Annotated in this window: 19 protein-coding genes; 11 read left to right on the top strand and 8 right to left on the bottom strand. The window is 66.7% G+C overall.

Translation table 11 applies throughout. The features are described 5' to 3' along the window. Window positions 1–282 precede the first annotated feature (282 nt). Together KW835_RS23655 and KW835_RS23660 are read left to right on the top strand one after the other, a co-directional pair. Window positions 283–1,308, top strand: coding sequence for a tripartite tricarboxylate transporter substrate binding protein (locus KW835_RS23655; protein ID WP_218386948.1), 1,026 nt, complete (start codon window positions 283–285; stop codon window positions 1,306–1,308). Between the two features lie 51 nt (window positions 1,309–1,359). Then, window positions 1,360–2,934 carry a methyl-accepting chemotaxis protein gene (locus KW835_RS23660; RefSeq protein ID WP_218386950.1) on the top strand — a complete coding sequence of 525 codons (1,575 nt, stop codon included), beginning with the start codon at window positions 1,360–1,362 and terminating at the stop codon, window positions 2,932–2,934. 372 nt (window positions 2,935–3,306) lie between these two features. On the opposite strand, the gene KW835_RS23665 is transcribed toward KW835_RS23660, so the two are convergent. From KW835_RS23665 to KW835_RS23675, 3 genes are all read right to left on the bottom strand, one after another. Beyond that, on the bottom strand, window positions 3,307–4,326 hold the full coding sequence (locus KW835_RS23665) for a tripartite tricarboxylate transporter substrate binding protein (protein WP_218386951.1): 1,020 nt from the start codon (window positions 4,324–4,326) through the stop codon (window positions 3,307–3,309). Between the two features lie 83 nt (window positions 4,327–4,409). Further along, a complete protein-coding gene (locus KW835_RS23670) occupies window positions 4,410–5,624 on the bottom strand; it encodes a CaiB/BaiF CoA-transferase family protein (RefSeq protein WP_218386953.1) in 1,215 nt (404 codons plus the stop codon). 22 nt (window positions 5,625–5,646) lie between these two features. Continuing rightward, on the bottom strand, window positions 5,647–6,636 hold the full coding sequence (locus tag KW835_RS23675) for a hydroxymethylglutaryl-CoA lyase (protein ID WP_255593875.1): 990 nt from the start codon (window positions 6,634–6,636) through the stop codon (window positions 5,647–5,649). 112 nt (window positions 6,637–6,748) lie between these two features. Here KW835_RS23675 and KW835_RS23680 point away from each other — a divergent pair, with 112 nt between their 5' ends. From KW835_RS23680 to KW835_RS23690, 3 genes are all read left to right on the top strand, one after another. Continuing rightward, complete coding sequence (locus tag KW835_RS23680; RefSeq protein ID WP_218386954.1) at window positions 6,749–7,696, top strand: LysR family transcriptional regulator; 948 nt, start codon at window positions 6,749–6,751, stop codon at window positions 7,694–7,696. A 160-nt stretch (window positions 7,697–7,856) separates the two neighbouring features. Continuing rightward, window positions 7,857–8,171 carry a helix-turn-helix domain-containing protein gene (locus tag KW835_RS23685; RefSeq protein WP_056173851.1) on the top strand — a complete coding sequence of 105 codons (315 nt, stop codon included), beginning with the start codon at window positions 7,857–7,859 and terminating at the stop codon, window positions 8,169–8,171. A 155-nt stretch (window positions 8,172–8,326) separates the two neighbouring features. Next, entirely contained in the window at window positions 8,327–8,686 is a 360-nt protein-coding gene (locus KW835_RS23690) for an FKBP-type peptidyl-prolyl cis-trans isomerase (RefSeq protein ID WP_218386956.1), read from the top strand. Window positions 8,687–8,868: 182 nt separating this feature from the next. Here the strand turns inward: KW835_RS23690 and KW835_RS23695 are convergent, their stop codons facing one another. From KW835_RS23695 to ppsA, 4 genes are all read right to left on the bottom strand, one after another. Further along, window positions 8,869–9,378 carry a hypothetical protein gene (locus KW835_RS23695; RefSeq protein ID WP_218386958.1) on the bottom strand — a complete coding sequence of 170 codons (510 nt, stop codon included), beginning with the start codon at window positions 9,376–9,378 and terminating at the stop codon, window positions 8,869–8,871. Window positions 9,379–9,648: 270 nt separating this feature from the next. Next, entirely contained in the window at window positions 9,649–11,772 is a 2,124-nt protein-coding gene (locus tag KW835_RS23700) for a VC_2705 family sodium/solute symporter (protein ID WP_255593877.1), read from the bottom strand. Then, the gene (locus tag KW835_RS23705; RefSeq protein WP_218386959.1) at window positions 11,765–12,133 is read right to left on the bottom strand and encodes a DUF4212 domain-containing protein; all 369 of its coding nucleotides are present in this window, start codon (window positions 12,131–12,133) and stop codon (window positions 11,765–11,767) included. Before KW835_RS23705 ends, KW835_RS23700 begins: the two co-directional genes overlap by 8 nt. Before the next feature lie 93 nt (window positions 12,134–12,226). Then, on the bottom strand, window positions 12,227–14,620 hold the full coding sequence (ppsA, locus tag KW835_RS23710; protein WP_218386964.1) for a phosphoenolpyruvate synthase: 2,394 nt from the start codon (window positions 14,618–14,620) through the stop codon (window positions 12,227–12,229). Between the two features lie 212 nt (window positions 14,621–14,832). Here ppsA and KW835_RS23715 point away from each other — a divergent pair, with 212 nt between their 5' ends. Beyond that, window positions 14,833–15,654 (top strand): pyruvate, water dikinase regulatory protein, encoded by an 822-nt coding sequence (locus KW835_RS23715; protein WP_218386966.1) that lies wholly within the window; start codon window positions 14,833–14,835, stop codon window positions 15,652–15,654. A gap of 82 nt (window positions 15,655–15,736) precedes the next feature. Here the strand turns inward: KW835_RS23715 and tam are convergent, their stop codons facing one another. Continuing rightward, a complete protein-coding gene (gene tam, locus KW835_RS23720; protein WP_218386968.1) occupies window positions 15,737–16,501 on the bottom strand; it encodes a trans-aconitate 2-methyltransferase in 765 nt (254 codons plus the stop codon). Between the two features lie 151 nt (window positions 16,502–16,652). On the opposite strand from tam, the gene KW835_RS23725 reads away from it, so the two are divergent. The 5 genes from KW835_RS23725 (at window position 16,653) to KW835_RS23745 (ending at window position 21,965) form a co-directional block, all read left to right on the top strand. Then, window positions 16,653–17,885, top strand: coding sequence for a SpoIIE family protein phosphatase (locus KW835_RS23725; protein WP_218386969.1), 1,233 nt, complete (start codon window positions 16,653–16,655; stop codon window positions 17,883–17,885). A 14-nt stretch (window positions 17,886–17,899) separates the two neighbouring features. After that, entirely contained in the window at window positions 17,900–18,472 is a 573-nt protein-coding gene (locus tag KW835_RS23730) for a SiaB family protein kinase (RefSeq protein WP_218386971.1), read from the top strand. A 90-nt stretch (window positions 18,473–18,562) separates the two neighbouring features. Then, window positions 18,563–18,952 carry a DUF1987 domain-containing protein gene (locus KW835_RS23735; protein ID WP_218386972.1) on the top strand — a complete coding sequence of 130 codons (390 nt, stop codon included), beginning with the start codon at window positions 18,563–18,565 and terminating at the stop codon, window positions 18,950–18,952. Further along, on the top strand, window positions 18,953–19,717 hold the full coding sequence (locus KW835_RS23740; RefSeq protein ID WP_218386973.1) for a GGDEF domain-containing protein: 765 nt from the start codon (window positions 18,953–18,955) through the stop codon (window positions 19,715–19,717). A 73-nt stretch (window positions 19,718–19,790) separates the two neighbouring features. Beyond that, window positions 19,791–21,965, top strand: a complete 2,175-nt coding sequence (locus KW835_RS23745) for a bifunctional diguanylate cyclase/phosphodiesterase (protein ID WP_255593884.1) — start codon at window positions 19,791–19,793, stop codon at window positions 21,963–21,965. The last annotated feature ends 14 nt before the right edge of the window (window positions 21,966–21,979 follow it).

Here is a 21,979-nt window from a genome sequence, read left to right on the forward strand (position 1 = left end):
AAGTACCACAAGGCTTTTGTGCCTTGCGCCCCCTGAAAAAAGCCCTACACGCCTTGCCGTGTGGGGCTTTTTGCATTTTTATGCCGTTTTGCGCTCCGCCCCGCGTTAACCCCGACGTTCCAGACAGCAAAATGACAGCTTGTAACGCCACGATGGCACACCGCTCGTGGAGACTGTCATGCAGTTCGGCAATCTCCGGTGGCGCGCCTTGCGACCCGATCCATCCAGCGCGTGCCGTTCAACGATCTGCCCTCGACCTGCCACCTATTTGCGAGACACCGCATGACGACATCCTTCAATCGCCGCCAGATCCTGACCCACGCAGCCGCTGCCAGCGCGTTGAGTGCACTGGGCGCCTCGACGGCGACATCCGCGTGGGCGCAGCAGGCCGCGCGCAGTCCCGCGCATGCCAAGGCCACCAAGCTGGCCTCCACGCTGCGCATCGTCATACCGGCCAATCCCGGCGGCGGCTGGGACCAGACGGGCCGAGCCCTGGGCACAGCCCTGGTAGGGGTGGGCGCGGCGGATCAGATCGAGTATGAAAACATCGGCGGCAAGGGAGGCACCATCGGCCTGGCCAAGTACGCCGAAAAGTACGGCAATGACGCCAACACGCTGCTGATGGGCGGCATGGTGATGGTGGGCGCGGTAGCCCTGCAAAAGCCCGCCGTGGACCTGACCCAGATCCAGCCCCTGGCGCGCCTGACCAGCGACTACCTGGTGGCCGCCGTGGCCGCCAAGTCCCCCATCCAGAACACCAAGGACCTGGCCGAAGCCCTGCGTGCCGACCTGCGCTCGGTGCCCGTGGCGGGCGGCTCGGCTGGCGGCGTGGACCACATCTTCGCGGGCGTGCTGGCGCGCGCCGCCAAGGCCAGCCCCGAGAACCTGGTCTACAAGCCGTTTGCCGGCGGCTCCGAGGTGGTCGATGCCGTGCTGTCGGGCTCTGCGACCGTGGGCTTGTCGGGCTATAGCGAGTTCAGCGATGCGATCGCGGCAGGCAAGCTGCGCGCCATCGGCGTGTCGTCCCGCCGCAGCGTGTTCGGGCTGCCGGCGTTTCGCGAGCAAGGGCTGGATGCTGCGATGGCCAACTGGCGCGGCGTGTTCACCGGCAAGGGCGTGGCGGCAGCGCGCGCGGCCGAGATGCTCAACGCCGTCGAGGCCGCCACCGGCCATGAATCCTGGCAGCGCACCCTCAAGAACAACCGATGGGAGCCGTCGTGGCTGGCCGGCAAGGACCTGGCGGAGTTCATGGAGCTGGACCTCACCACCGCCCGCGTGATGGTGTACCTGCTCAAGCTGAAGGCCTGATGACACGAGCGGCACAGGGCAAAACCCCCCGCTGACCTCCGGAACTGACCCATGAAGATGTCCAACCACTCCATTGGCGCACGCATGGCCACCGCGCTCGGCCTGGTGCTGGCGCTGATGATCGGCGCCGCCCTGTTCGGCATAGCGGCGCTTTACCGCACGTTGGGCACCTACGACACCACGGTGCAGGAGCGCGTGGCGCAGGAGCGCGCCGTGAGCCGCATGGAGAGCGAATTCAAGACCCAGGTGCTGGAGTGGAAAAACACCCTGCTGCGCGGCGAGGACTCGCGCAAGCGCGAGCTGCACTGGGCCGCCTTCCAGGCCAGCGAAAAACGCGTGGCCGATGCCGCCACGACGCTGGAGCCCCAACTGGCCGACCCCCAGGAAAAGGCCGCGCTGCAGAAGTTCACCCAGGCCCACACGCAGATGGCACAGGGCTACCGCAAAGGCTTTGAAGTGTTCCAGTCGCTGGGCTTCGTGCCGTCCGCTGGCGATGCCGACGTGGCCGATATCGACCAGGGCCCCGCCAAGCTGCTCACCGCACTGAGCCAGCAGGTGGCTGCCAGCAGCGCGGCCATTGCACAGCAGGCGGCGCAGGACGCTCGGCGGGCCCTTGTCAGCAGCCTGGTGGCGCTGGCCCTGGTGACAGCGCTGGGTGCCTGTGCGGGCTGGCTGCTCACGCGATCGGTGGTGCGCCCGCTGGGCGTCGCGGTGTCGCTGGCCCACAAGGTGGCGGCCGGCGACCTGACCACCAGCATCCGCGTGGAGGGCCGCGACGAACCAGCCCGGCTGCTGGAGGCGCTGCGTGCCATGCAGGACAACCTGGAGAACGTGGTGGCGGGCGTGCGCAGCAATGCCGAAGGCGTGGCCAGCGCCAGCGCCGAGATCGCCCAGGGCAATGCCGACCTGAGCCTGCGCACGGAAGAGCAGGCAGCATCGCTGGACGAGACTTCGTCGTCCATGCAGCAGTTGCAGGCGACGGTGCAGCAGAACGCCTCGAACGCGCAACGCGCGAACGAACTGGCCCGCAACGGAGCTGCTGTCGCCCAGCGCGGCGGCGACGTGGTCACGCAGATGGTGGAGGTGGTGCAGGGCATCCAGGACAGCTCCCGCCGCATCTCGGACATCATCGGTGTGATCGATGGCATCGCCTTCCAGACCAACATCCTGGCGCTGAACGCCGCCGTGGAGGCCGCACGCGCCGGCGAGCAGGGCCGGGGCTTTGCGGTGGTGGCCAGCGAGGTGCGCAACCTCGCCACGCGCAGCGCCAGCGCGGCGCGCGAGATCAAGGCGCTGATCCAGACCAGCGTGGACCGTGTGCAGGCCGGCTCCGACCTGGCCCGCGATGCCGGCACTACCATGGCCGAAGTCGTGTCCTCCATCCGCGAGGTGAGCAGCCTGATGGAAGAGATCAGCCAGGCCAGCGCAGCACAGACATCGGACATGCAGCGCGTGACCCAGGCCATCGTGCGCATGGACGACGTGACGCAGCAGAACGCCGCGCTGGTCGAAGAAAGCGCCGCCGCCGCTGGCAGCCTGAGCGGCCAGGCCCGTCAGATGGTGGAGGCCGTGGCGGTGTTCCGGGTGCGGCAGCACCACGCGGCGCTGCCTGCCCCGCGTGACTGATCTCCAATTACTTTCAAAAACATAAACCCGTTCACGCTGAGCCTGTCGAAGCGCCCCACAAGGCTTCGACAGGCTTAGCCCGAACGGTATGGGATATTGAATGCTTGAACGCGAACCCTTGTGGAAGGGTGCGAGGCGCTGGCACCACGATAAGCTATAAAAACAATAGCAAATCCCGCTTGCCCATCAAGCGACAGCGGCCTAAAAGCCCCTACCGTTCGGGCTAAGCCTGTCGAAGCCGGGGCACGACGCCAGCGCAGCCCTTTGACAAGCTCAGGGTGAACGGTTCGTGGCGGAGCACGGTCTGGGGACACCCACATCCGCCCACCCCCGAAGACAAACACGCCGGCTGCCCCGCCGGACGCAGCCTCTTCAATCCACCTTCACATTCGCGTTCTTCACCACCTGCGCCATGCGCGCGGCCTCGCTCTTGAAGAACGCCGCAGCCTGGTCAGGCGGCGTGAGCTTGATCTCGTAGCCCTGGGCGATCAGCGCATCGTGCGCCTCGGGCATCTCCATCGCAGCCTTGAAGCCGTTGTACAGGCGGGCCAGTTCGGCCTTGGGCAGCCCGGCCGGGCCCACCGGGGCGATCCAGCCATCCAGCTCGAAGCCCGCGAGCCCCTGCTCCGCAATCGTGGGCACGCCGGGCAGCGACGCGACGCGGCTGGCCGTGGTCACGCCCAGCGCGCGCAGCGCGCCTGATTTGATGTGCGCCGCCGCAGGCGCCACCGCCACCACGCCCAGCTGCACCTGGCCGCCCAGGATGTCGTTCATGAGCGGGCCCATGCCGCGGTACGGGATGTGCTTGATGTCGAGCCTGGCCTGGTCCACGAACATCGCGGCCCCCAGGTGCAGGATGGTTCCGTTGCCGGAGGAGCCGTAGTTCAGCACGCCGGGCTTGGCTTTGGCATAGGCGATCAGCTCCGGCACGGTCTTGGCCGGCACGCCGGGGTGCGCCACCAGCACGAAGGGCGTGGCCCCGAGGATGGTGATGGGCGTGATGTCGGCCAGCGAGTCGAACGGAATGCTTTTGTACACGCTGGGGTTGACCACGTGGTTGTTGGACACCACGCCGATCACGGAGCCGTCCTTGGGGGCGCGCACGATCTGCGTGGTGCCCGTGATGCCGCCCGCGCCCGGCAGGTTCTCGATGACCACCGGCTGTCCCAGCGCCTTGGACAGGCTGTTGCTGATGGCGCGGATCGCGCCGTCGGCCCCCGAGCCGGCCGACAGCGGCAGGATCACGCGCAGCGGCTTGCCGTCGCCCTGGGCACGGGCTGCCCGCGGCAGGCCCCAGGCGGCAGCACCCAACGTGGCGGCGCCAGTGACGATGGCCTGGCGGCGTGTGAGGAGGCTGTTGGACGAAGGGATGGCGGGGGCAGTGGTGGGCATGGGTTTGTCTCCAGTCGTTGTCATTCAATCCGGGGGGGCTGCGGTCTGCGCCGCGTGGTTTTCCCCCGGCCGTCGAGAAAAATTCAGGCAATCGCACCCGTGGCGTGCAGCGCGGCCACTGCATCGGCCGTGTAGCCCAGGCCCTGCAGCAGCTCGGCCGTGTGCTGCCCCAGGCGGGGTGGGTCGCAGCGCACATCCAGGCGCTGACCGTCCATGCGCAGCGGCATGAGCGTGATCTGCGCCGTCTGGCCGGCCCGGTCACCGTCGGGCAGCGTGATGTCGGCCAGGCCACCCGTGGCCTGCAGGTGCGGGTCGTCGAAAAGCTCCTCGGGCCGGCGGATGGGTGCGAACGGCAGGCCGTGCCGCTCGAAGATCCCGGCCAGCGTGTCGGCCGTGTGCCGTGCCAGGCGCTCGCGCAGCACCGGCATCAGCGTGGGCCGAGCACGCACGCGGTCGTTGTTGGTGGCAAGCTGCGGGTCGGCCTTGAGGTCGGCATAGCCCATGGCGTCGCAGAAGGTCTGCCACTGCGCGTCGCTCACGGCGGCCAGGAAGATCTGCCCGCCGTCCTTCACGCTGAACACGTCGTACACGGCCCAGGACGAGATGCGGTCGGGCATGGGCGCCGCAGGCTGGCCGGTGACGGCGTACTGCATCATGTGCTGGCCCACCAGGAAGACGTTGTTCTCGAACAGGGCCGAGTCCACCTCCTGCCCGCGCCCGGTGATGCCGCGCTGCATCAGCGCAGCCATGGCGCCGATGGCACCGAACATGCCGCCCATGATGTCGTTCACGCTGGTGCCCGCGCGCAGCGGGTCGCCCGGGCGGCCTGTCATGTAGGCCAGGCCGCCCATCATCTGCACCACTTCGTCGAGCGCCGTGCGATGCTCGTACGGGCCGGGCAGAAAGCCCGTGTGGTTGACGTAGATGAGGCGCGGGTTCAGCGGGCTCAGCGCCGCGTAGTCCAGCCCGTACTTGGCCATCACGCCGGGCTTGAAGTTCTGCGCCACCACATCGGCCGAGACTGCGAGCTTGCGCGCCGCTTCCAGCCCCTCGGGGCTGCGCAGGTCGAGCGCGATGCTCTTCTTGTTGCGGTTGAACATGGGAAAGAAGCCCGCGCCCGCGCCCAGCAGGTGGCGCGTGCGGTCGCCGTCCACCGGCTCGACCTTGATGACCTCGGCCCCCAGGTCTGCCAGCACCATGCCGCAGGTGGGGCCCATGACCATGTGGGTGAACTCGACCACGCGCAGGCCTTCCAGGGGCAGGCGGGGGGATGGGGCGGGGGACTGTGTGTCGTTCATTGCGCAGGGTCCAACAGGAAGTTCAGGCCGCTTGCATCGCGGCGGGTGCGGCATTCTGGGGCAACCCGGCCTGCCACAGGGTGCCGTGCAGCGTCTCACCGCGCAGCCAGCCGGCGACACGCTGGCGCAGCATGAGCAGCGCGGCCACGTCGATGCCGGTTTCCACCCCCATGCGTTCCAGCATGAACACCAGGTCTTCGGTGGTGACGTTGCCGCTCGCGCCTGGCGCGTGCGGGCAGCCGCCGATGCCGGCCAGGCAGGCGTCGAAGCGGGTGATGCCTGCCTGCCACGCGGCGTAGACATTGGCCAGGCCCATGCCGCGCGTGTCATGAAAGTGCGCGCAGGCCAGCCGCTCGCCCACCAGTGCGCGGGCCCTGCCGAACAGCCGGTCGACCGAGGCGGGGTCGGCGTAGCCCACGGTGTCGGCCAGGCTCACGCGGTCGGCGCCCGCGTCGAGCAAGGCCTGCATCAGGCGCAGCACCTCGCTCTCGGCCACCTCGCCCTGCAGCGTGCAGCCGAACGCTGTGCCCACGCCGCCTTCGATGAGGGCGCGGCTGCCGCTGGCATCGCGCAGCGCCCGGATGCGCGCCACCTCGGCCACCACCTCGTCCGGTGTCCTGCGCAGATTGGCCAGGCTGTGCGCGTGGCTGGCCGACAGGGGCACGACCATCAGGTCGGCGCCGCACTCCAGGGCGCGCTCGGCCCCCTTCAAGTTGGGCACCAGCACCGAGGCGACGATCCCCGGCAGCGTCTTGGCGTGGGCCAGTACCTCGGCCGTGTCGGCCAGTTGCGGCAGAAGGCGGGCGGGAACGAAGGAGCCCACCTCGATCTCGCGCTGCCCGGCTGCATGGGCAGCGTTGACCCATTCGATCTTGCAGGCCGTGGAGACGATGGTGGCGATGCTCTGCAGCCCATCGCGCAGGCCGACTTCGCGCACCAGGGCCACGGTGGGGGACTGCGGTGCACTGGCGCAAGCAACAGGGGTGGGCGAGCTGTTCACAAGGGTCTCCATCGTTTCTTTGTCTGTGATGGAGAATTCTAGAAATTCCGATTTGAATCAGAAAATACATTCTGGAATCCAAATCGTTCCAACTTGGAACATCTCAAACCCACCGGGAGCCACCGTGCGCGACCTTGACCTCCAGACCCTGCGGCTGTTTGCCGCCGTGTGCGACCACCGCAGCATTGCCCGTGCGGCCGAGCAGGAATGCATCGTGGGCTCGGCCATCAGCAAGCGGTTGGCGCAATTGGAAGACACGGTGGGCACGCCGCTGCTGGTGCGCAAGCGGCGCGGCGTCATTCCCACCCCGGCGGGCGAGACGCTGCTGGAGCACGCGCGCACCATGCTGGCCAGCGTGGGCCAGATCGAGCGCGACATGGCCGCCTACGCCACCGGCACGCGCGGCCACGTGCGCATGCTGGTCACCGCCTCGGTCATGGCCGAATCGCTGGCCGACGATGTGGCGGCCTTTCTGCAGGACCCGGCGCACCGCGACATCCAGGTGAGCATGGAAGAGCGGGTGAGCCCGGACGTGGTGCAGGGCATCCGCGACGGCAGCGCCTCCATCGGCATTTGCTGGGACGCGGCCGATCTGTCGGGCCTGGAAGTGTGCGGCTACCGCCACGACCACCTGGCGGTGGTGGCCCACGCGTCGCACCCTGCAGCGCAGCGCCAGAGCGTGCGGTTTGCCGACGTGCTGGACCATGAATTCGTGAGCATGCCGGCGCTCAGTGCAGTGCAGGTGCTGCTGGCCCGCGCCGCGGCGGTGGAGGGGAAGATGCTCGCCCACCGTGTGCAGGTCTCCAACTTCGACGCCGCGCTGCGCGTGGTGCGCGCCAACCTGGCCATCAGCGTCGTCCCCCAGGAAGTGGCCCTGCCCTTTGCCGATATCGCCCCCGTGCGCGTGGTGCCGCTCGGCGATAGCTGGGCCCGCCGCCGCTTTGCCATCTGCTTTCGCAGCACGGAGGCGCTCACCCCTGCGGCCCGCCTGCTGGTGGACCATCTGGCCCGGATGGGCCGCCGCGGGAGCGAACTCCCGACCGTGGCCGCTCCGCAACAGTTTGATATGTAACGCCGCATTTTTGGTGCTTAGCGCATGTGTGCTGTGCGTTCTGAGCTACCAAACTTGTAGCAAACTGGGTTACGAGCTATAGTCAGCGCACATCGTCGGGCAGGCCTCTATCCACCCAGAACGAACTTTCGAACCAACACTTGCGCGAGGAGAAGCGTCCATGAGCTCCAAAGAAAATGCCGCCATCAACCAGTTGTTTGAGCGGCTCGAATGCCGTTATGCGCTGCGCGTGCTCTGGGCACTGAAGGACGGGCACCCGCAGACTTTCCGCCTGCTGCAGGACAGCGTGGGCGGCATCACCCCCAACACGCTCAACACCCGCATCAAGGAACTGCGTGAAGCCGGCTTCGTGGACCACGGCAGCGACGGCTACACCGTCACCCCCTCCGGCGCCGACCTGCTCAAGCGCCTGTCCGACGTCCAGGCATTCGCCACCCGCTGGGTGGCCGGGCGCGCCAAGAAGCAAACGCCCTGAGCGACGCTCCCCATTTCTGCCACGCCCGTGCTGGGCAAGGATGTCCTGACAGGCCCGTTGTCGGGGCAGCCGGTAAAATAGCAGTCTGAATAGCTTCTAGCGCCCGTCCACAAAGCGCTAGAAGCTATATTTTTAATAGCATTCAAGGAATCACCATGGCATTGACCACCACAGCATCGGGCCTGCAGTACGAAGACACCACCGTGGGCGACGGCGCTGAAGCCACCAAGGGCCAGAACGTGTCGGTGCACTACACCGGCTGGCTGTACAACAACGGCGAGCAAGGTGCCAAGTTCGACTCCAGCCGCGACCGCAACGACCCCTTCGAGTTCTCGCTGGGCGCCGGCATGGTCATCAAGGGCTGGGACGAAGGCGTGCAGGGCATGAAGATCGGCGGCCAGCGCACGCTGATCATCCCCGCATCCCTGGGCTATGGCGCCCGTGGCGCGGGCGGCGTGATCCCCCCGAACGCCACGCTGAAGTTCGACGTCGAACTGCTCAAGGTCGGCCGCTGATCCAGCCCCCTCCTGTCCCTTGTGGCAAAAACAAAAGCGGCCTGCGGGCCGCTTTTGTTTTTATCGATCCCGCCGTCCAAAACCGGCGCGCCCCCAACGCCAGTGCACCCGTGGATCTGGCTCCGCCAGGCCACCGGGTGCGTCCCCCTCCGGGGGAAGCCGCAGAGCGGCTCAGGGGGCTTTCAATCAAACAGTGCCTTGTCCAGGCGCTCGAACTTGGCATCACCCACGGCTTCCCGGATCTTGGGTGCGAGGGCCGCCAAGTCGTCGAAGCTTCCGGCGCCTTCCACCGCCAGGTTCAGACGGAACCCGCGCAGGCCCAGCCCGGCCGTGAGCTCGGTGGCGATGGGGTACGCCGCCTGGTAGCGCTCCTTGGGGCTACGCCCCGAGCCCTCTCCGGCAGTTGCCACCGTGCCCAGGTCCGTGGCATCTGCCAGCGATGTGAGGAGAACCGGCTTGCCTGCCGCCGTCACGCCGGTGGCGGACTTGCCCGCCATCGGCTCCAGCAGCCCCTGCGCGATCATGGCCTGCACGTCGTCCTGGGTGATGCCCATGGCTGCCGTCGCTGCAAGGATTTCGCCCGTCGTGCGCTTGCCATCAAAAAGGATGAAGGCCGAACGCTGGCGTGAACTGAGGCTGCCATGCCGGTCCTTGAGTGCGTCCTGCCCTGCCTGCGTCTTGACGAGAACCATGAATCTCCTTGAATTGCCGAACGGCGGCCACGTACTGGCCACCCAATCGTGTCCAGACTCTCACGTTTTGACACAGTTGAATATCCGGGTTTACACATAACCACGGTGATTGCCTGGCGCTCGGCCGGCTTCGCGCAAAGCTTGCAGCTGTTGAAGATCCTTTCGGGTTTGCACAAAGTGCTGCGCCAGGATCGGATGCGGCGGATTCAGGGCATCCGGCCTTTCCGGGTGCACTCCAAAGCGATCTCCGAAAAGATCTTGGGCAGGTTCTTACATCTCGGAGCGGATGCGCGGCAGCTCGGGTGCGGGCCGGGTGATCCAGCTGACCATTGCGGCCACCGCCGCGCCTGCGGGCACGCCGAAGACGCCTGCAGAGATCGGCTGGATGCCGAACCACAGGCCGTCTGCCAGCAGCCAGGGCGGCAGGGCCGCGCGCATGGCCGGCACGTGCGAGAGCATGTAGTACACGGCCACACCCAGTCCCGCCAGCATGCCAGCCACGGCTCCCTGGCGGGTCGTGCCGCGCCAGAAGATGCCCAGCACCATCGCTGGCACGAACGCCGAAGCCGCCAGCGAGAACGATGCGGACACCATGGGCAGTATCTCGGACGGCTTGAGCGCCGCCACGAACGCCGCAGACAGGGCCACGGCGAGCAAAGTGAACTTGGTCAGGATCACGCGCTGCTCGGGCGAAGCCTTGCGCTGCGCATCCGGGAAATACAGGTCGCGAACCAGCGCATTGCTGATGGTGAGAAGCAGCCCATCGGCGGTGGACAGCGCCGCAGCCAGCCCGCCCGCTGCCACCAAGCCCGACACCACGTAGGGCAGCCCGCCCAATTCGGGCGTGGCCAGCATGATGAGATCCGCGCCCAGGCGGATCTCGCCGAACTGCACGATGCCGTCGCCGTTGACGTCCTCCACCGACAGCAGCGAGCTGTCCACCCGCGCCCACTGGGCCATCCAGTTGGGCAGCGCCTCGAAGCTGCTGCCCACCAGGTTCTGCATGACTTCGAACTTCACCAGCACCGCCAGCGCCGGTGCGCTCAGGTACAAAAGCGCGATGAAAAACAGCGACCATGCCACCGACGCGCGCGCCCCGCCCACCGTGGGCGAGGTGTAGTAGCGCGTGAGCAGATGCGGCAGCCCGGCCGTGCCCACCATCAGGCAGAACATCAGGGCCAGGAAGTTGCGCCGCGTGAGCTCATAGTCGCGCTGCTCTTCGGGCGTACCCTGCGGGTCTCCCACGTAGGCTTGGCTGTGCAGCGGCAGGCCGCCCAGCGGGCGCGCCCGCTCGTAGTTCTCGCGCATCTCGCGCGTCCAGCGCTCACGCGCCGCCGCCGCATCGCGCGGCAGCGCCGCCAGTTCACGGCTGGCCGTGACGATGAGCCCCACGTCGGCGTTCTGGGCCCGCAAAGTGCGGATGCGCTCGCGGCCCTTGTCGCGTTCGCGCTCCAGGGCGCCTTCGACATCCTTCAGGCGGGCCTCGTAGTCCTTGGCGCGCTGCAGATACGTCTGCACCACCTGGTGCTCAGCCGGGGAGTCGAGCAGTTGCGCCTCCAGGTCCGCGATCTTGCTGATCTGCTCGCCGTACACCAGCGGCGCAAGCGGGCTGCCCAGCTGCTTGTAGGCCAGCCAGGACACAGGGATCAGGAAGGCCAGCAGCAAGACCACGTACTGCGCCACCTGCGTCCAGGTGATGGCGCGCATGCCACCCAGGAAAGAGCACAGCAGCACACCGCCCAGGCCCAGCATGATGCCGATCTCGAACTGCACGCCCGTAAGGCGCGAGGCGATCAGCCCCACGCCATAGATCTGTGCCACCACATAGGTGAACGAGCACAATACGGCCGCCAGCGCGGCAATGACGCGTGGCCAGCGCCCCCCGAAACGCACATGGAAGAAGTCGGGCACCGTATACAGGCCCATGGCCCGCAGGTGCGGTGCAATCAGCATCGCCACCAGGCAAAAGCCCCCCGTCCACCCCAGCAGGTAGGCCAACCCTCCAGCCTGCCCTGGCGTACCCGAGAATCCTTGAAGGTACAGCGCCCCCGAGAGACTGATGAACGACGCCGCGCTCATCCAGTCTGCGGCGGCAGCCATGCCGTTGTACATCGGCGGAATGCGCCGCCCCGCCACGTAATACTCCTCGGGGTCGCTGGTGCGTCCATACACGCCGATGCCCGCATAGGCCATGACGGTGATGAAAAGGAAGATCGGGCCGATCCAGTGGCGTGACAGGCCCTGGTGCTCGGCCCAGGTCATCAGCGCCAAAAAGGCCAGCACACCGAAGACATACAGCGCCAGGATGCGGTGCAGCCGCCAGAGGTAGGCAGAGCCTGAGGTCGGCCGCCCGCGGCTGTCGGTGCTGTGGGGACCAGAAGCCTTGTCAGCCATGGAGTCCGTCGGATCGCGCAGAGTCCGCCGCCGCCGGCTGGTCCGGCGCTGCTGCCAGCAGGCGCTCGGCGTCCTGCCGCTCGAATCGATTCATGGCCCAGCAGTACACCACCACGATGCCGATGAACACCACCACCGCGCCCTGCGCGGCAATCCAGTAGCCGAGCGGCCAGGCACCCACCACCAGCGATTGCAGGTCGCGTGCGAAGTACGTGGCCACGAAGGACACCAGCGCCCACAGCAGCAGCAGGCCCGCCTTGAGCTTCAGGTGGCGCACGTCGTGCAGGTCGGGCGGGAAGGGGCCCGCCATCTCGGCCTCCGCAGGCCGCGCTGGCTGGGGCGAGAACGGCGTCACCGTCATCCCAGGAGCCGCAGCGCAACAGGCCCGGCGTCAGGTGGCGGTGCGGACCATTCGCGGCGCATGCGGCAGTCTCTCAGGAAGAAGCCCGGCCCGTCAGCCAGCGGCCAGTTGCTGCCAGGTGGCGATCACGCTGTCGGGGTTGAGCGAGATCGACGAGATGCCTTCGTTGGACAGCCACTGCGCGAAGTCGGGGTGGTCGCTGGGGCCCTGGCCGCAGATGCCGATGTACTTGCCCTGGGCCAGGCAGGCCTTGATGGCCTTCTCCACCAGCGCCAGCACAGCGGGGTCGCGCTCGTCGAAGTCCTGCGCCAAGAGCTCCAGCCCCGAATCGCGGTCCAGGCCCAGGGTGAGCTGGGTCAGGTCGTTGGAGCCGATGGAGAAACCGTCGAAGAACTCGAGGAAGCGCTCGGCCAGGACGGCGTTGCTCGGCACCTCGCACATCATGATGACCTTGAGGTCGTCCTTGCCGCGCTGCAGGCCGTGGGTGGCCAGCAGCTTGGTCACACGCTCGGCCTGGCCCAGCGTGCGGACAAAGGGGACCATCACCTGCACGTTGGTCAGGCCCATGTCGTTGCGCACGCGCTTCAAAGCCTCGCACTCCATCGCGAAGGCTTCGCCGAAGTCTTCGCTGATGTAGCGTGCCGCACCCCGGAAGCCGAGCATCGGGTTTTCTTCCTCGGGCTCGTAGCGGCTGCCGCCGATGAGCTTGCGGTACTCATTGGACTTGAAGTCCGACAGACGCACGATGACGGGCTTGGGGTAGAACGCGGCGGCAATGGTGGCCACGCCTTCGGCCACCTTGTCCACATAGAAGGCGCGCGGGCTGGCATGGCCACGAGCCACCGACTCCACCGCCTTCTTCAGGTCGGCATCGATCTGGGGATAGTCCAGGATGGCCTTGGGGTGCACGCCGATGTTGTTGTTGATGATGAACTCCAGGCGCGCCAAGCCCACGCCTTCGTTGGGCAGTTGGCAGAAATCGAAGGCCAACTGGGGGTTGCCCACATTCATCATGATCTTGGTCTTGATGGGGGGCATCTCGCCGCGCTGCACCTCGGTGACCTCGGTCTCGAGGAGGCCGTCGTAGATACGGCCGGTATCGCCCTCGGCGCAGCTCACGGTGACCAGCGTGCCGTCCTTCAGCAGTTCGGTGGCATCACCGCAACCCACCACGGCCGGAATGCCCAGCTCGCGCGCAATGATGGCGGCGTGGCAGGTGCGCCCGCCCCGGTTTGTGACGATGGCGCTGGCGCGCTTCATCACGGGCTCCCAATTCGGGTCGGTCATGTCGGTCACAAGCACATCGCCGGCCTGGACCTTGTCCATCTCGCTGATGCTGTGCACCAGGCGCACGGGGCCGGTGCCGATCTTCTGACCGATGGCGCGGCCCTCGGCCAGCACGGTGCCGGTGCCCTTGAGCTTGAAGCGCTGCTCGGCCTGGCCCTTGGACTGGCTCTTCACCGTCTCGGGGCGGGCCTGCAGGATATAGAGCAGGCCGTCCGTGCCGTCCTTGCCCCACTCGATGTCCATGGGGCGGCCATAGTGCTGCTCGATCACCAGCGCATAGTGCGCCAGCTGCTCGACGTCGGCGTCGCTCAGGGAATAGCGGTTGCGCTGCTCCGTGGGTACATCCGTGGTCTTGACCAGCTTGCCACTGGCCTTCTTTTCCTCGGGCGTGGAGAACACCATCTGGATCAGCTTGCTGCCCAGGTTGCGGCGAATCACGGCCTTCTTGCCGGCCTTGAGCATGGGCTTGTGCACATAGAACTCGTCGGGGTTCACGGCGCCCTGCACCATCGTCTCGCCCAGACCATAGCTGCTGGTGATAAAGACGACGTCTTCGAAGCCCGATTCGGTATCGATGGTGAACATCACGCCCGCAGCGCCCAGATCGGAGCGCACCATGCGCTGAACGCCGGCCGACAATGCCACGACGTCGTGGGCAAAGCCCTTGTGCACGCGGTAGCTGATCGCCCGGTCGTTGTAGAGGGAGGCGAACACCTCCTTCATCTTGTGGAGCACGTCATCGGCACCCACCACGTTCAGGAAGGTCTCCTGCTGGCCGGCAAACGATGCATCGGGCAGGTCTTCGGCCGTGGCGGACGAGCGCACCGCAAAACTGGCCTGGTCGTTGCCGGCCGACAGCGTGGCGAATGCGTCGCGCACCGCCTTTTCCAGGTCGGCAGGGAACGGCTGGCTTTCCATCCAGCCCCGGATTTCGGCGCCGGCTTCCGCCAGCGCGCGCACATCCTCGGTGTCCAGCGTGGCCAGCCGGCGGCTGATGCGGTCAGCCAGGCCCTCGTGCTTGAGGAATTCACGGAACGCGTGGGCCGTGGTGGCAAAGCCCGTGGGCACGCGCACGCCCTGGGGCAGCTGGGAGATCATCTCGCCGAGGGAGGCGTTTTTACCGCCTACGGCCTCGACATCGGTCATTCTCAGGTTTTCAAACGGTACGACCAGGGCGGTCGGGCTGAAAAGTGCAGACATGGGAAAGCTCCAGAAGTTGAAACTGGGTCTGCGCCCCCGCCTCCTGTACCAAGGAGCGCTGGGCGAGCTGCCATGCACGGCGGTAAGCTTTGTCGTTGTGGTTGTGGGCCGACGAAGTGCATGGTGAGAATCGGATAATTGTGACAATTGTAGGCCTGCGGCACTGGCGGCAGGCTGACGCAATGGCTGATGTACTGAAAGGCCCCCGATCCATGCACACGCGCACCGTATTTTTCGTCTCCGACGGCACCGGCATCACGGCCGAGACGTTCGGCAATGCCATCCTGGCGCAGTTCGAGATGAAGCCGCGCCACGTGCGCCTGCCATTCATCGACAGCGTCGACAAGGCCCACCAGACAGTGCGCCAGATCAACCACACGGCCGAGATGGAAGGCAAGAAGCCCATCGTGTTCACCACGCTCGTGAACATGGAGGTGCTCAAGGTCATCCAGGAAGGATGCAAGGGCATGCTGCTCGACATGTTCGGCACTTTCGTGCACCCGCTCGAAGAAGAGCTCGGCATCAAGTCGCACCACCGCGTCGGCCGCTTTTCCGACGTGAGCCGCAGCAAGGAATACACCGACCGCATCGAGGCCATCAACTTCAGCCTGGCCCACGACGACGGCCAGAGCAACCGCGACCTGGCCGGCGCCGACGTGATCCTGGTGGGCGTGAGCCGCAGCGGCAAGACGCCCACCAGCCTGTACCTGGCCATGCAGTGCGGCCTGAAAGCCGCCAACTACCCGCTGATCCCCGAAGACTTCGAACGCCGCCAACTGCCGCCCGCCCTGGTTCCGCACCGCGCCAAGATCTTCGGCCTGACCATCCAGCCCGAGCGTCTGTCCGAGATCCGCAACGAACGCCGCCCCGGCTCGAAGTACGCCGATCTGGCCAACTGCCGCCACGAGGTGGCCGAGGCCGAGGCGATGATGCGGCGCTCGGGCATCCGCTGGCTCTCGACGACCACCAAGTCCATCGAGGAGATCGCCACGACCATCCTGCAGGAGATCCGGCCCGAGCGCCTGGTGTACTGACCGACGGGGTGCGTGCGCCAACCGGTGGGGGCATCGACCAACATGCCGGCCCGCCTCCCCTGCAGCGCGGTGCCACGCCTGCCTACCGCACCGCCACCACGAAAAGCCGGGGGAACGGAAGCAGCACCGTGCCATCCTCCAGTGCGGGGTAGGCCAACTCGACAGCGGCCCGGTACTCCGCAAGAAAAGCCGCCTTCTGCGCGTCGTCCAGCGCACCCAGGTAAGGCCGCAGCGCGGTCTCCCTGAACCACTCGACCACGGCAGCCGCGCCGCCCGCGAGCGCGTGGAAGTACGTCGTGCGCCAGACATCGACACTTCGGCACAGCGGCCTCAGCAACTCGTAATAAAAGGCCGGCGGGTGGCGCGGTGGATGCTTGGTGGCGCCCAGCAAAGCGCTCCAGCGCGCGCCTGCCGCCAGGTCCCGCGCCAGGCGGTGGGCCGGCTCCTCCAGGTTGTCAGGCGTCTGCACCGCCAGCACGCCGGACGCGTTCAGATGGCCCACGAGGCGTGGGTAGAGGGCGCGGTGGTCGGGCACCCATTGCAGGGACGCATTGGCGAGGATGACATCGAAGCGCTCCGACGGTTCCCAACGGGCGATGTCGGACAGCTCGAAGTCCAGGGCTGGCAGCCGCTTGCGCGCTGCATCCAGCATGTCCTGGGAGTTGTCCATGCCAATGACTTTGGCATCCGGGTAGCGCCGTGCCAGCACCTCGGTGGAGTTGCCCGGCCCACAGCCCAGGTCCACGGCCGATTGAACACTGGCGGACGGGATGGACGCGACCAGGTCCCTCACGGGCCGTGTGCGCTCCTGTTCAAACTTGGAATATTGCTGTGCGGACCAGTTCATGAAAAGCCTTTCGAGACAGGCAGAAACCGAAAGCATAGCGCCGCAGGTGCAAGCAGATCCCGAGCCGGGCACACCCACCGGAAATCAAGCCGTCACGAAATCGAAACATCGCCACCGTAACATTTGCTCACATCACACCCTTGGCACGTCCATGCGCGAAACCACCGAGTACCTGAGCAGCTTCCGGCCCCGCTTTCGACAGCCCAGCGCGGCAGATCTGTGTGTGGAAGTGCCCTGCATGACAGCGGAAGAGACCAACGAGAAAGTGATGGAGGTCTTCAGCCGTCACCGCGAACTGGTGAGCCTGCCCGTCGTGGAAGGCAGCCAGCCCATAGGCCTCATCAACCGGAGCATCTTCCTGTCGCAGATGAGCAAGCAGTTCCGCCAGGAACTCTACGGCCGCAAGAGCTGCATCGCTTTCATGGACAAGGAGCCGCTGATCGTCGACGCGGCGCTGGACATCGACGCGCTCACCTTCAAGACGGTGGAGTACGGCGAGAAGGCGCTGTCCGACGGCTTCATCATCACCCGCGAAGGTGCCTATGCAGGCATAGGCCACGGACTGCAGCTCATGCGGGTAGTGGCTGACATGCAGGCCTCGCGCAACCGCCAGATCATGCACAGCATCGAGTACGCCAGCGTGATCCAGCAGTCCACGCTGCGCAGCTCGCTCGACGCCCTGGCCCGCGCCTGTCCGAACGCCGACCTCGTCTGGCAGCCCCGGGACATCGTGGGAGGCGACTTCTACCAGTTCAGCACGGACGCGGACGGCTGGTTCGCCACGGTGGCGGATTGCACCGGCCACGGCGTGCCCGGCGCGTTCATGACCCTGATAGCGTCGACCAGCCTGAACCAGGCCATCACGCAAAACGGCCCGCGTGACCCGGCCAGACTGCTCGGCCAGGTCAACCGCAGCATCAAGCAGATGCTCGGCCAGATCAACGGCCAGGACGGCACGCCGGGGTCCGACGATGGCATGGACGCCGCGTGCTTCTGGTTCGAACCCGCGCACGGCCGCCTGGTGTTTGCCGGAGCGCGCCTGTCGATGTTCGTGCTGCGCCCCGATGGCGACGATGTGGACGTCCTGGAGGGGCAGCGCAAGGGCGTCGGCTACGTGGACAGCGAATTCGACTACGCGTGGAAGAACCAGGAGGCCATCCTGGCCCCCGGCAGCCTGGTGTTCGTGAGCACCGACGGGCTGATCGACCAGATCGGCGGGCCCCGCGGCATCGCCCTGGGCAAGCGCCGGGTGCGCGAGCTGCTGCTCGAGCACAAGCACAGAACGCCCACCGAGGTGAACGCTGCGCTGCTGGACGCGCTGCGCACCTGGCAGGGCGAGCACCACCGGCGCGACGACCTGACCTTCTTTTGCTTCCGGACCTAGAAAAGCACTCCCCCATGCCCTCTTCCATGATCGCCGACAAGTACGGGTCGTTCTTCCATCTGGCGCGCCAGCACCAGGTCATTTTTTACTATGTCGGGTACTTCTCGCAGCACATCGTGGCCGCGATGGCCGACGCCGTGAAGCTGCAGCTGGAGGTCGCCGGCGTCGCTGCGCCCACGCGCCGCAAGCTTTTCTCGTCGTTCGTCGAGATGGCGCAGAACATCATCCACTATTCCGCCGATGCGCTGACCCCGCCGAGCCAGCAGGACGGCGAGCTGCGCCACGGCTCGGTGTGCATCCGCCGCGAGGACGATGGCAGCTTCTCGCTGCTGTGCGCCAACCCCATTGAACGTGTGGTGGCCGAAGAGTTGCGCATCAAGCTCAGCGCGCTGCGCAGCATGACGCTCGAAGAGATCAAGCAGGCGTATCGCCAGACCCTGCGCGAAGAAACGCCAGAGGGCAGCAAGGGCGCAGGGATGGGATTTCTGACCGTTGCGCGGGATGCCCGCGAACCGCTCGAGTTCGACTTCGACGCCGACGACGAGGCCGGCGGGTCGCCCGTGTTCTATCTCAAGGCGGCCATCTAGCGTGCTGTCCCACGAAATAGTGGCACCAAGACCGTGTCTTTCACACGAAGCCCGCGGCGCCTGCCCATGAATCGAGATCCGAGACTACTGATGGAAAACCTCTACATCGCCCCCACGCCCAGCTCGCCTGAGGTGGATTTCAAGTTTGATGCGCGAACCCTCAGCCTGCGCGGAGAGTCCTATCCGGAGAACGCGGCGGCTTTCTATGGCGACATCATCGCGCGGCTCGGCGAATTCCTGGCCACGCTGCAGGAGTCAAGCGTCGACGTGAACGTGGCGCTCGCCTACTTCAACAGCTCCAGCACCAAGATGCTGTTCAACCTCATCGAGGCTCTGAACAACGCGGCCGAGGCAGGCAACCGCGTGGTTCTCAACTGGTACCACGACGAGGAAGACGACACGATCCTCGATTTCGGCCAGGAGCTGAGCGAAGACTTTCCGGCCATCGAGTTCGTGACCCACGCGGTAGGAGCCAGCTGAATGACCGGCAGCGCCACGCCCGGGCAGGCACCCGACCTTTTCGACGCCGAGACGCAGACGCTGCTGGCCGCCAGAACAGCCCACGCTGCGTGCACGCACCCAGGCCAGGATGCCTGCGGGCAGGCCCTGGGAGATCTGGTTCTTGCGTACGAGCGGCTTCTGCGCGAGACGCGCAGGCTGGTGCGCCGCAGCGACCGCGCCGAGCTGGAGATGACCCGGATGAACGCGCAGTTGCAGGAACTGGCGGCCGAGCTCGAACACCGCGCCAACCACGATCCGCTGACCGGTGTGCTGAACCGCGCCGCCATCATCGAGCTGGTCAACCGGCACTTCGGCCGCGAAGACCTGGCCCTGGTCGTTCTCGATATCGACCATTTCAAGCGGATCAACGACAGCTTCGGCCACCCGATGGGTGACCAGGTCATCCTGGGCGTGGTCGCCTGCCTGCAGGCAGTCGTCCCGCCCACCGCGCATGTCGGGCGCGTGGGTGGAGAGGAGTTCACCGTGGTGCTGCCGCAGCAGGACGCGTCTGCATCCCACCGGGTCGCAGAGGCATTGCGGCAGGCCATTGAGAGCCACCCGTTCGACCTGCCCGACGGCAGCGGCGTCACCGCCAGTTTTGGCGTGTGCTGGGCACCAGCGGGCAGCGACTTCGACAGTGCCTACGGCCTGGCCGACGAAGCGCTGTACGTCGCCAAGCGTGGCGGACGCAACCAGGTGCGCGTCTCCGCCACGGCCTTGCAGCCCTTCGAGCATGTGGTCTGAGACGGCGCTGCGCCGGGCCGACACGCGGTGGGGCGCCCTGGACGCAGCACGGCGCGACACGCACAGCACGGGCATGCACTGGCGGATCCTCGTCGTGGACAACGACCCCGATGTCCACGCCGCCACGCTGGCCGCGCTGGAGGGGCACACGCTGTTCGAGCGCCCGCTGGTGTTCATGCACGCCTTCTCGGGCGATGAAGCGCGGGCCCTGCTGCTCAAGGAGCAAGACCTGGCCATGGTCATCCTCGACGTGGTGTCGGAGCAGGCCCGCGCAGGGCTGGACCTGGTCGATTTCATCCGCCACTCCGCCGGCCTCAAGAACACCCGCATCGTGCTGCGCACCGGGCAGCCGGGCCAGGTGCCGGACCTGGAAATGCTGCTGCGCTACGACATCAACGACTACCGTACCAAGGCGGAGCTCACCCCCGGCCGGCTCCTGGCCATGGTCGTGACCGCCGTGCGGTCCTACAAGCAGCTGTGCGCCATGGACGCGAGCCGCGTGAGCCTGGAGCTGATCGTGCGCTCCAGCGCATCGCTGCTGGAGACCAAGGACGCCTACGAGTTCGCATCTGCCGTGCTGACCCAGCTGGCGGCACTGCTCCATGTGGAACGCGAAGGCCTGGTGTGCGTGCAGCGCGGCGATAGCCGGCGCGACTACTACGTTCTGGCCGCCTCCGGCAGGTTCTCCGAACTGGTGGGTCTGCCGCTGGACCTGCTGCCCCAAGGCCCGGAGCTGGACCTTCTCTTCACATCCATCGACAAACGCTACAACGTCTACGGCGAGGCCGGTGGCCTGGCCCTGCACATCGGCCACAAGGACGAGCAGGACTTCGTCGTGTTCATGGACGTGCCCCGCAACCACCGCGGGCTGGAACCGCAACTGCTGGACGTGCTGTGCGCCAACCTGGGCACGCTGCTGCACAACCGGGGCCTGCTCGGACGCCTGCACGAAAGCGCCTACCACGACCCCCTGGTGAACCTGCCCAACCGCGCCCACTTCGTCGAGGAAGTCAACGACTGCGCACGCCACGGCTCCACCGACTACGTCCTGGCACTGATCGACATTGACGACTTCAGCGCGACGAACGACGTGATGGGTCACCGCTTCGGCGACCGCCTTCTGGAGAAGGTCGCCCGGTGCCTGCAAGCCGCCCTGCCCACGGGCGTGCTGCTGGCACGCCTGGGCGCGGACACCTTCGGGGTACTGGGCTCTGTGCGGCAGGTGAAGCCGCGCAAGCTGCTGGAGTGCGTGCACCAACCCCTGCACATCGACGGTGTGCCGCACAAGGTTTCGCTCACCTGCGGCTACGTGCTGCTGCCTGACGAGCCGCAGGCGGGCGCTGATCTCGTCAAGGACGCCACCATTGCGCTCAAGCGCGCCAAGCGGGACCACCGTGGGCAGGACCTGCAGTATGCCGACCAGATGGGAAAGGACGCACGCGCGCGCGCCGTGCTCCGCTCCGAACTGAGGGAGGCCATCGAGACGCAGCAGCTGTTCCTCGTGTACCAGCCGCAGCTGAACCTGGGCACGCGCACGGTCGTGGGCCTGGAGGCCTTGCTGCGCTGGCGCACGTCGGACGGCCAGTTCGTTCCGCCCGACCAGTTCATTCCGGTGGCCGAGCATTCGGGCCTGATCGTGGGACTGGGGCAGTGGGTCCTGGCCACCGCCTGCGCCACCATGCGCGCGCTGCTGGACGCAGGGGCCGCTCCGCAGCGCATGGCCGTCAACGTCTCGACGGTACAGTTGCAGGACCCCGGCTTCTTCGACATGGTGTGCGCGGCGCTGCAGGCCAGCAGCCTGCAGGGGCGGCACCTGGAGCTCGAGATCACCGAGTCGGTGGCCGTGCTTCCAACACAGTTCCTGGAGCGCACGCTGTCCGCACTGCGGGCCCAGGGGATCTCGATCGCGATCGACGACTTCGGTACAGGTTACTCGTCGCTGAGCTATCTGGAGCGCTTGCCGCTCGACCGCATCAAGATCGACCGCTCGTTCGTGCGCCAGCTCGGCGAGCCGCGCGGCGCCCGCATCGCGGAAATGGTGGCCCAACTGGGCCGCAAGCTGGGCCTGAACGTGCTGGCCGAAGGCATCGAGGACGGTGCAGTCTGGCAGACACTTCTGGGCATGGGATGCCAGGAAGGCCAGGGCTACCACATCGCGATGCCGATGGAGCGGGAGGCCCTGGTGGAGTGGATCCGGCGCCATGCCCCATCAGAGCCTGCGCCAGACAAATTGCTATCAGTTCAATAGCTTATGACGATTGC

Origin of the sequence: Acidovorax sp. sic0104 (genome assembly GCF_019219095.1) — a bacterium.
In the GTDB taxonomy this organism is placed as follows: Bacteria; Pseudomonadota; Gammaproteobacteria; order Burkholderiales; family Burkholderiaceae_C; genus Acidovorax.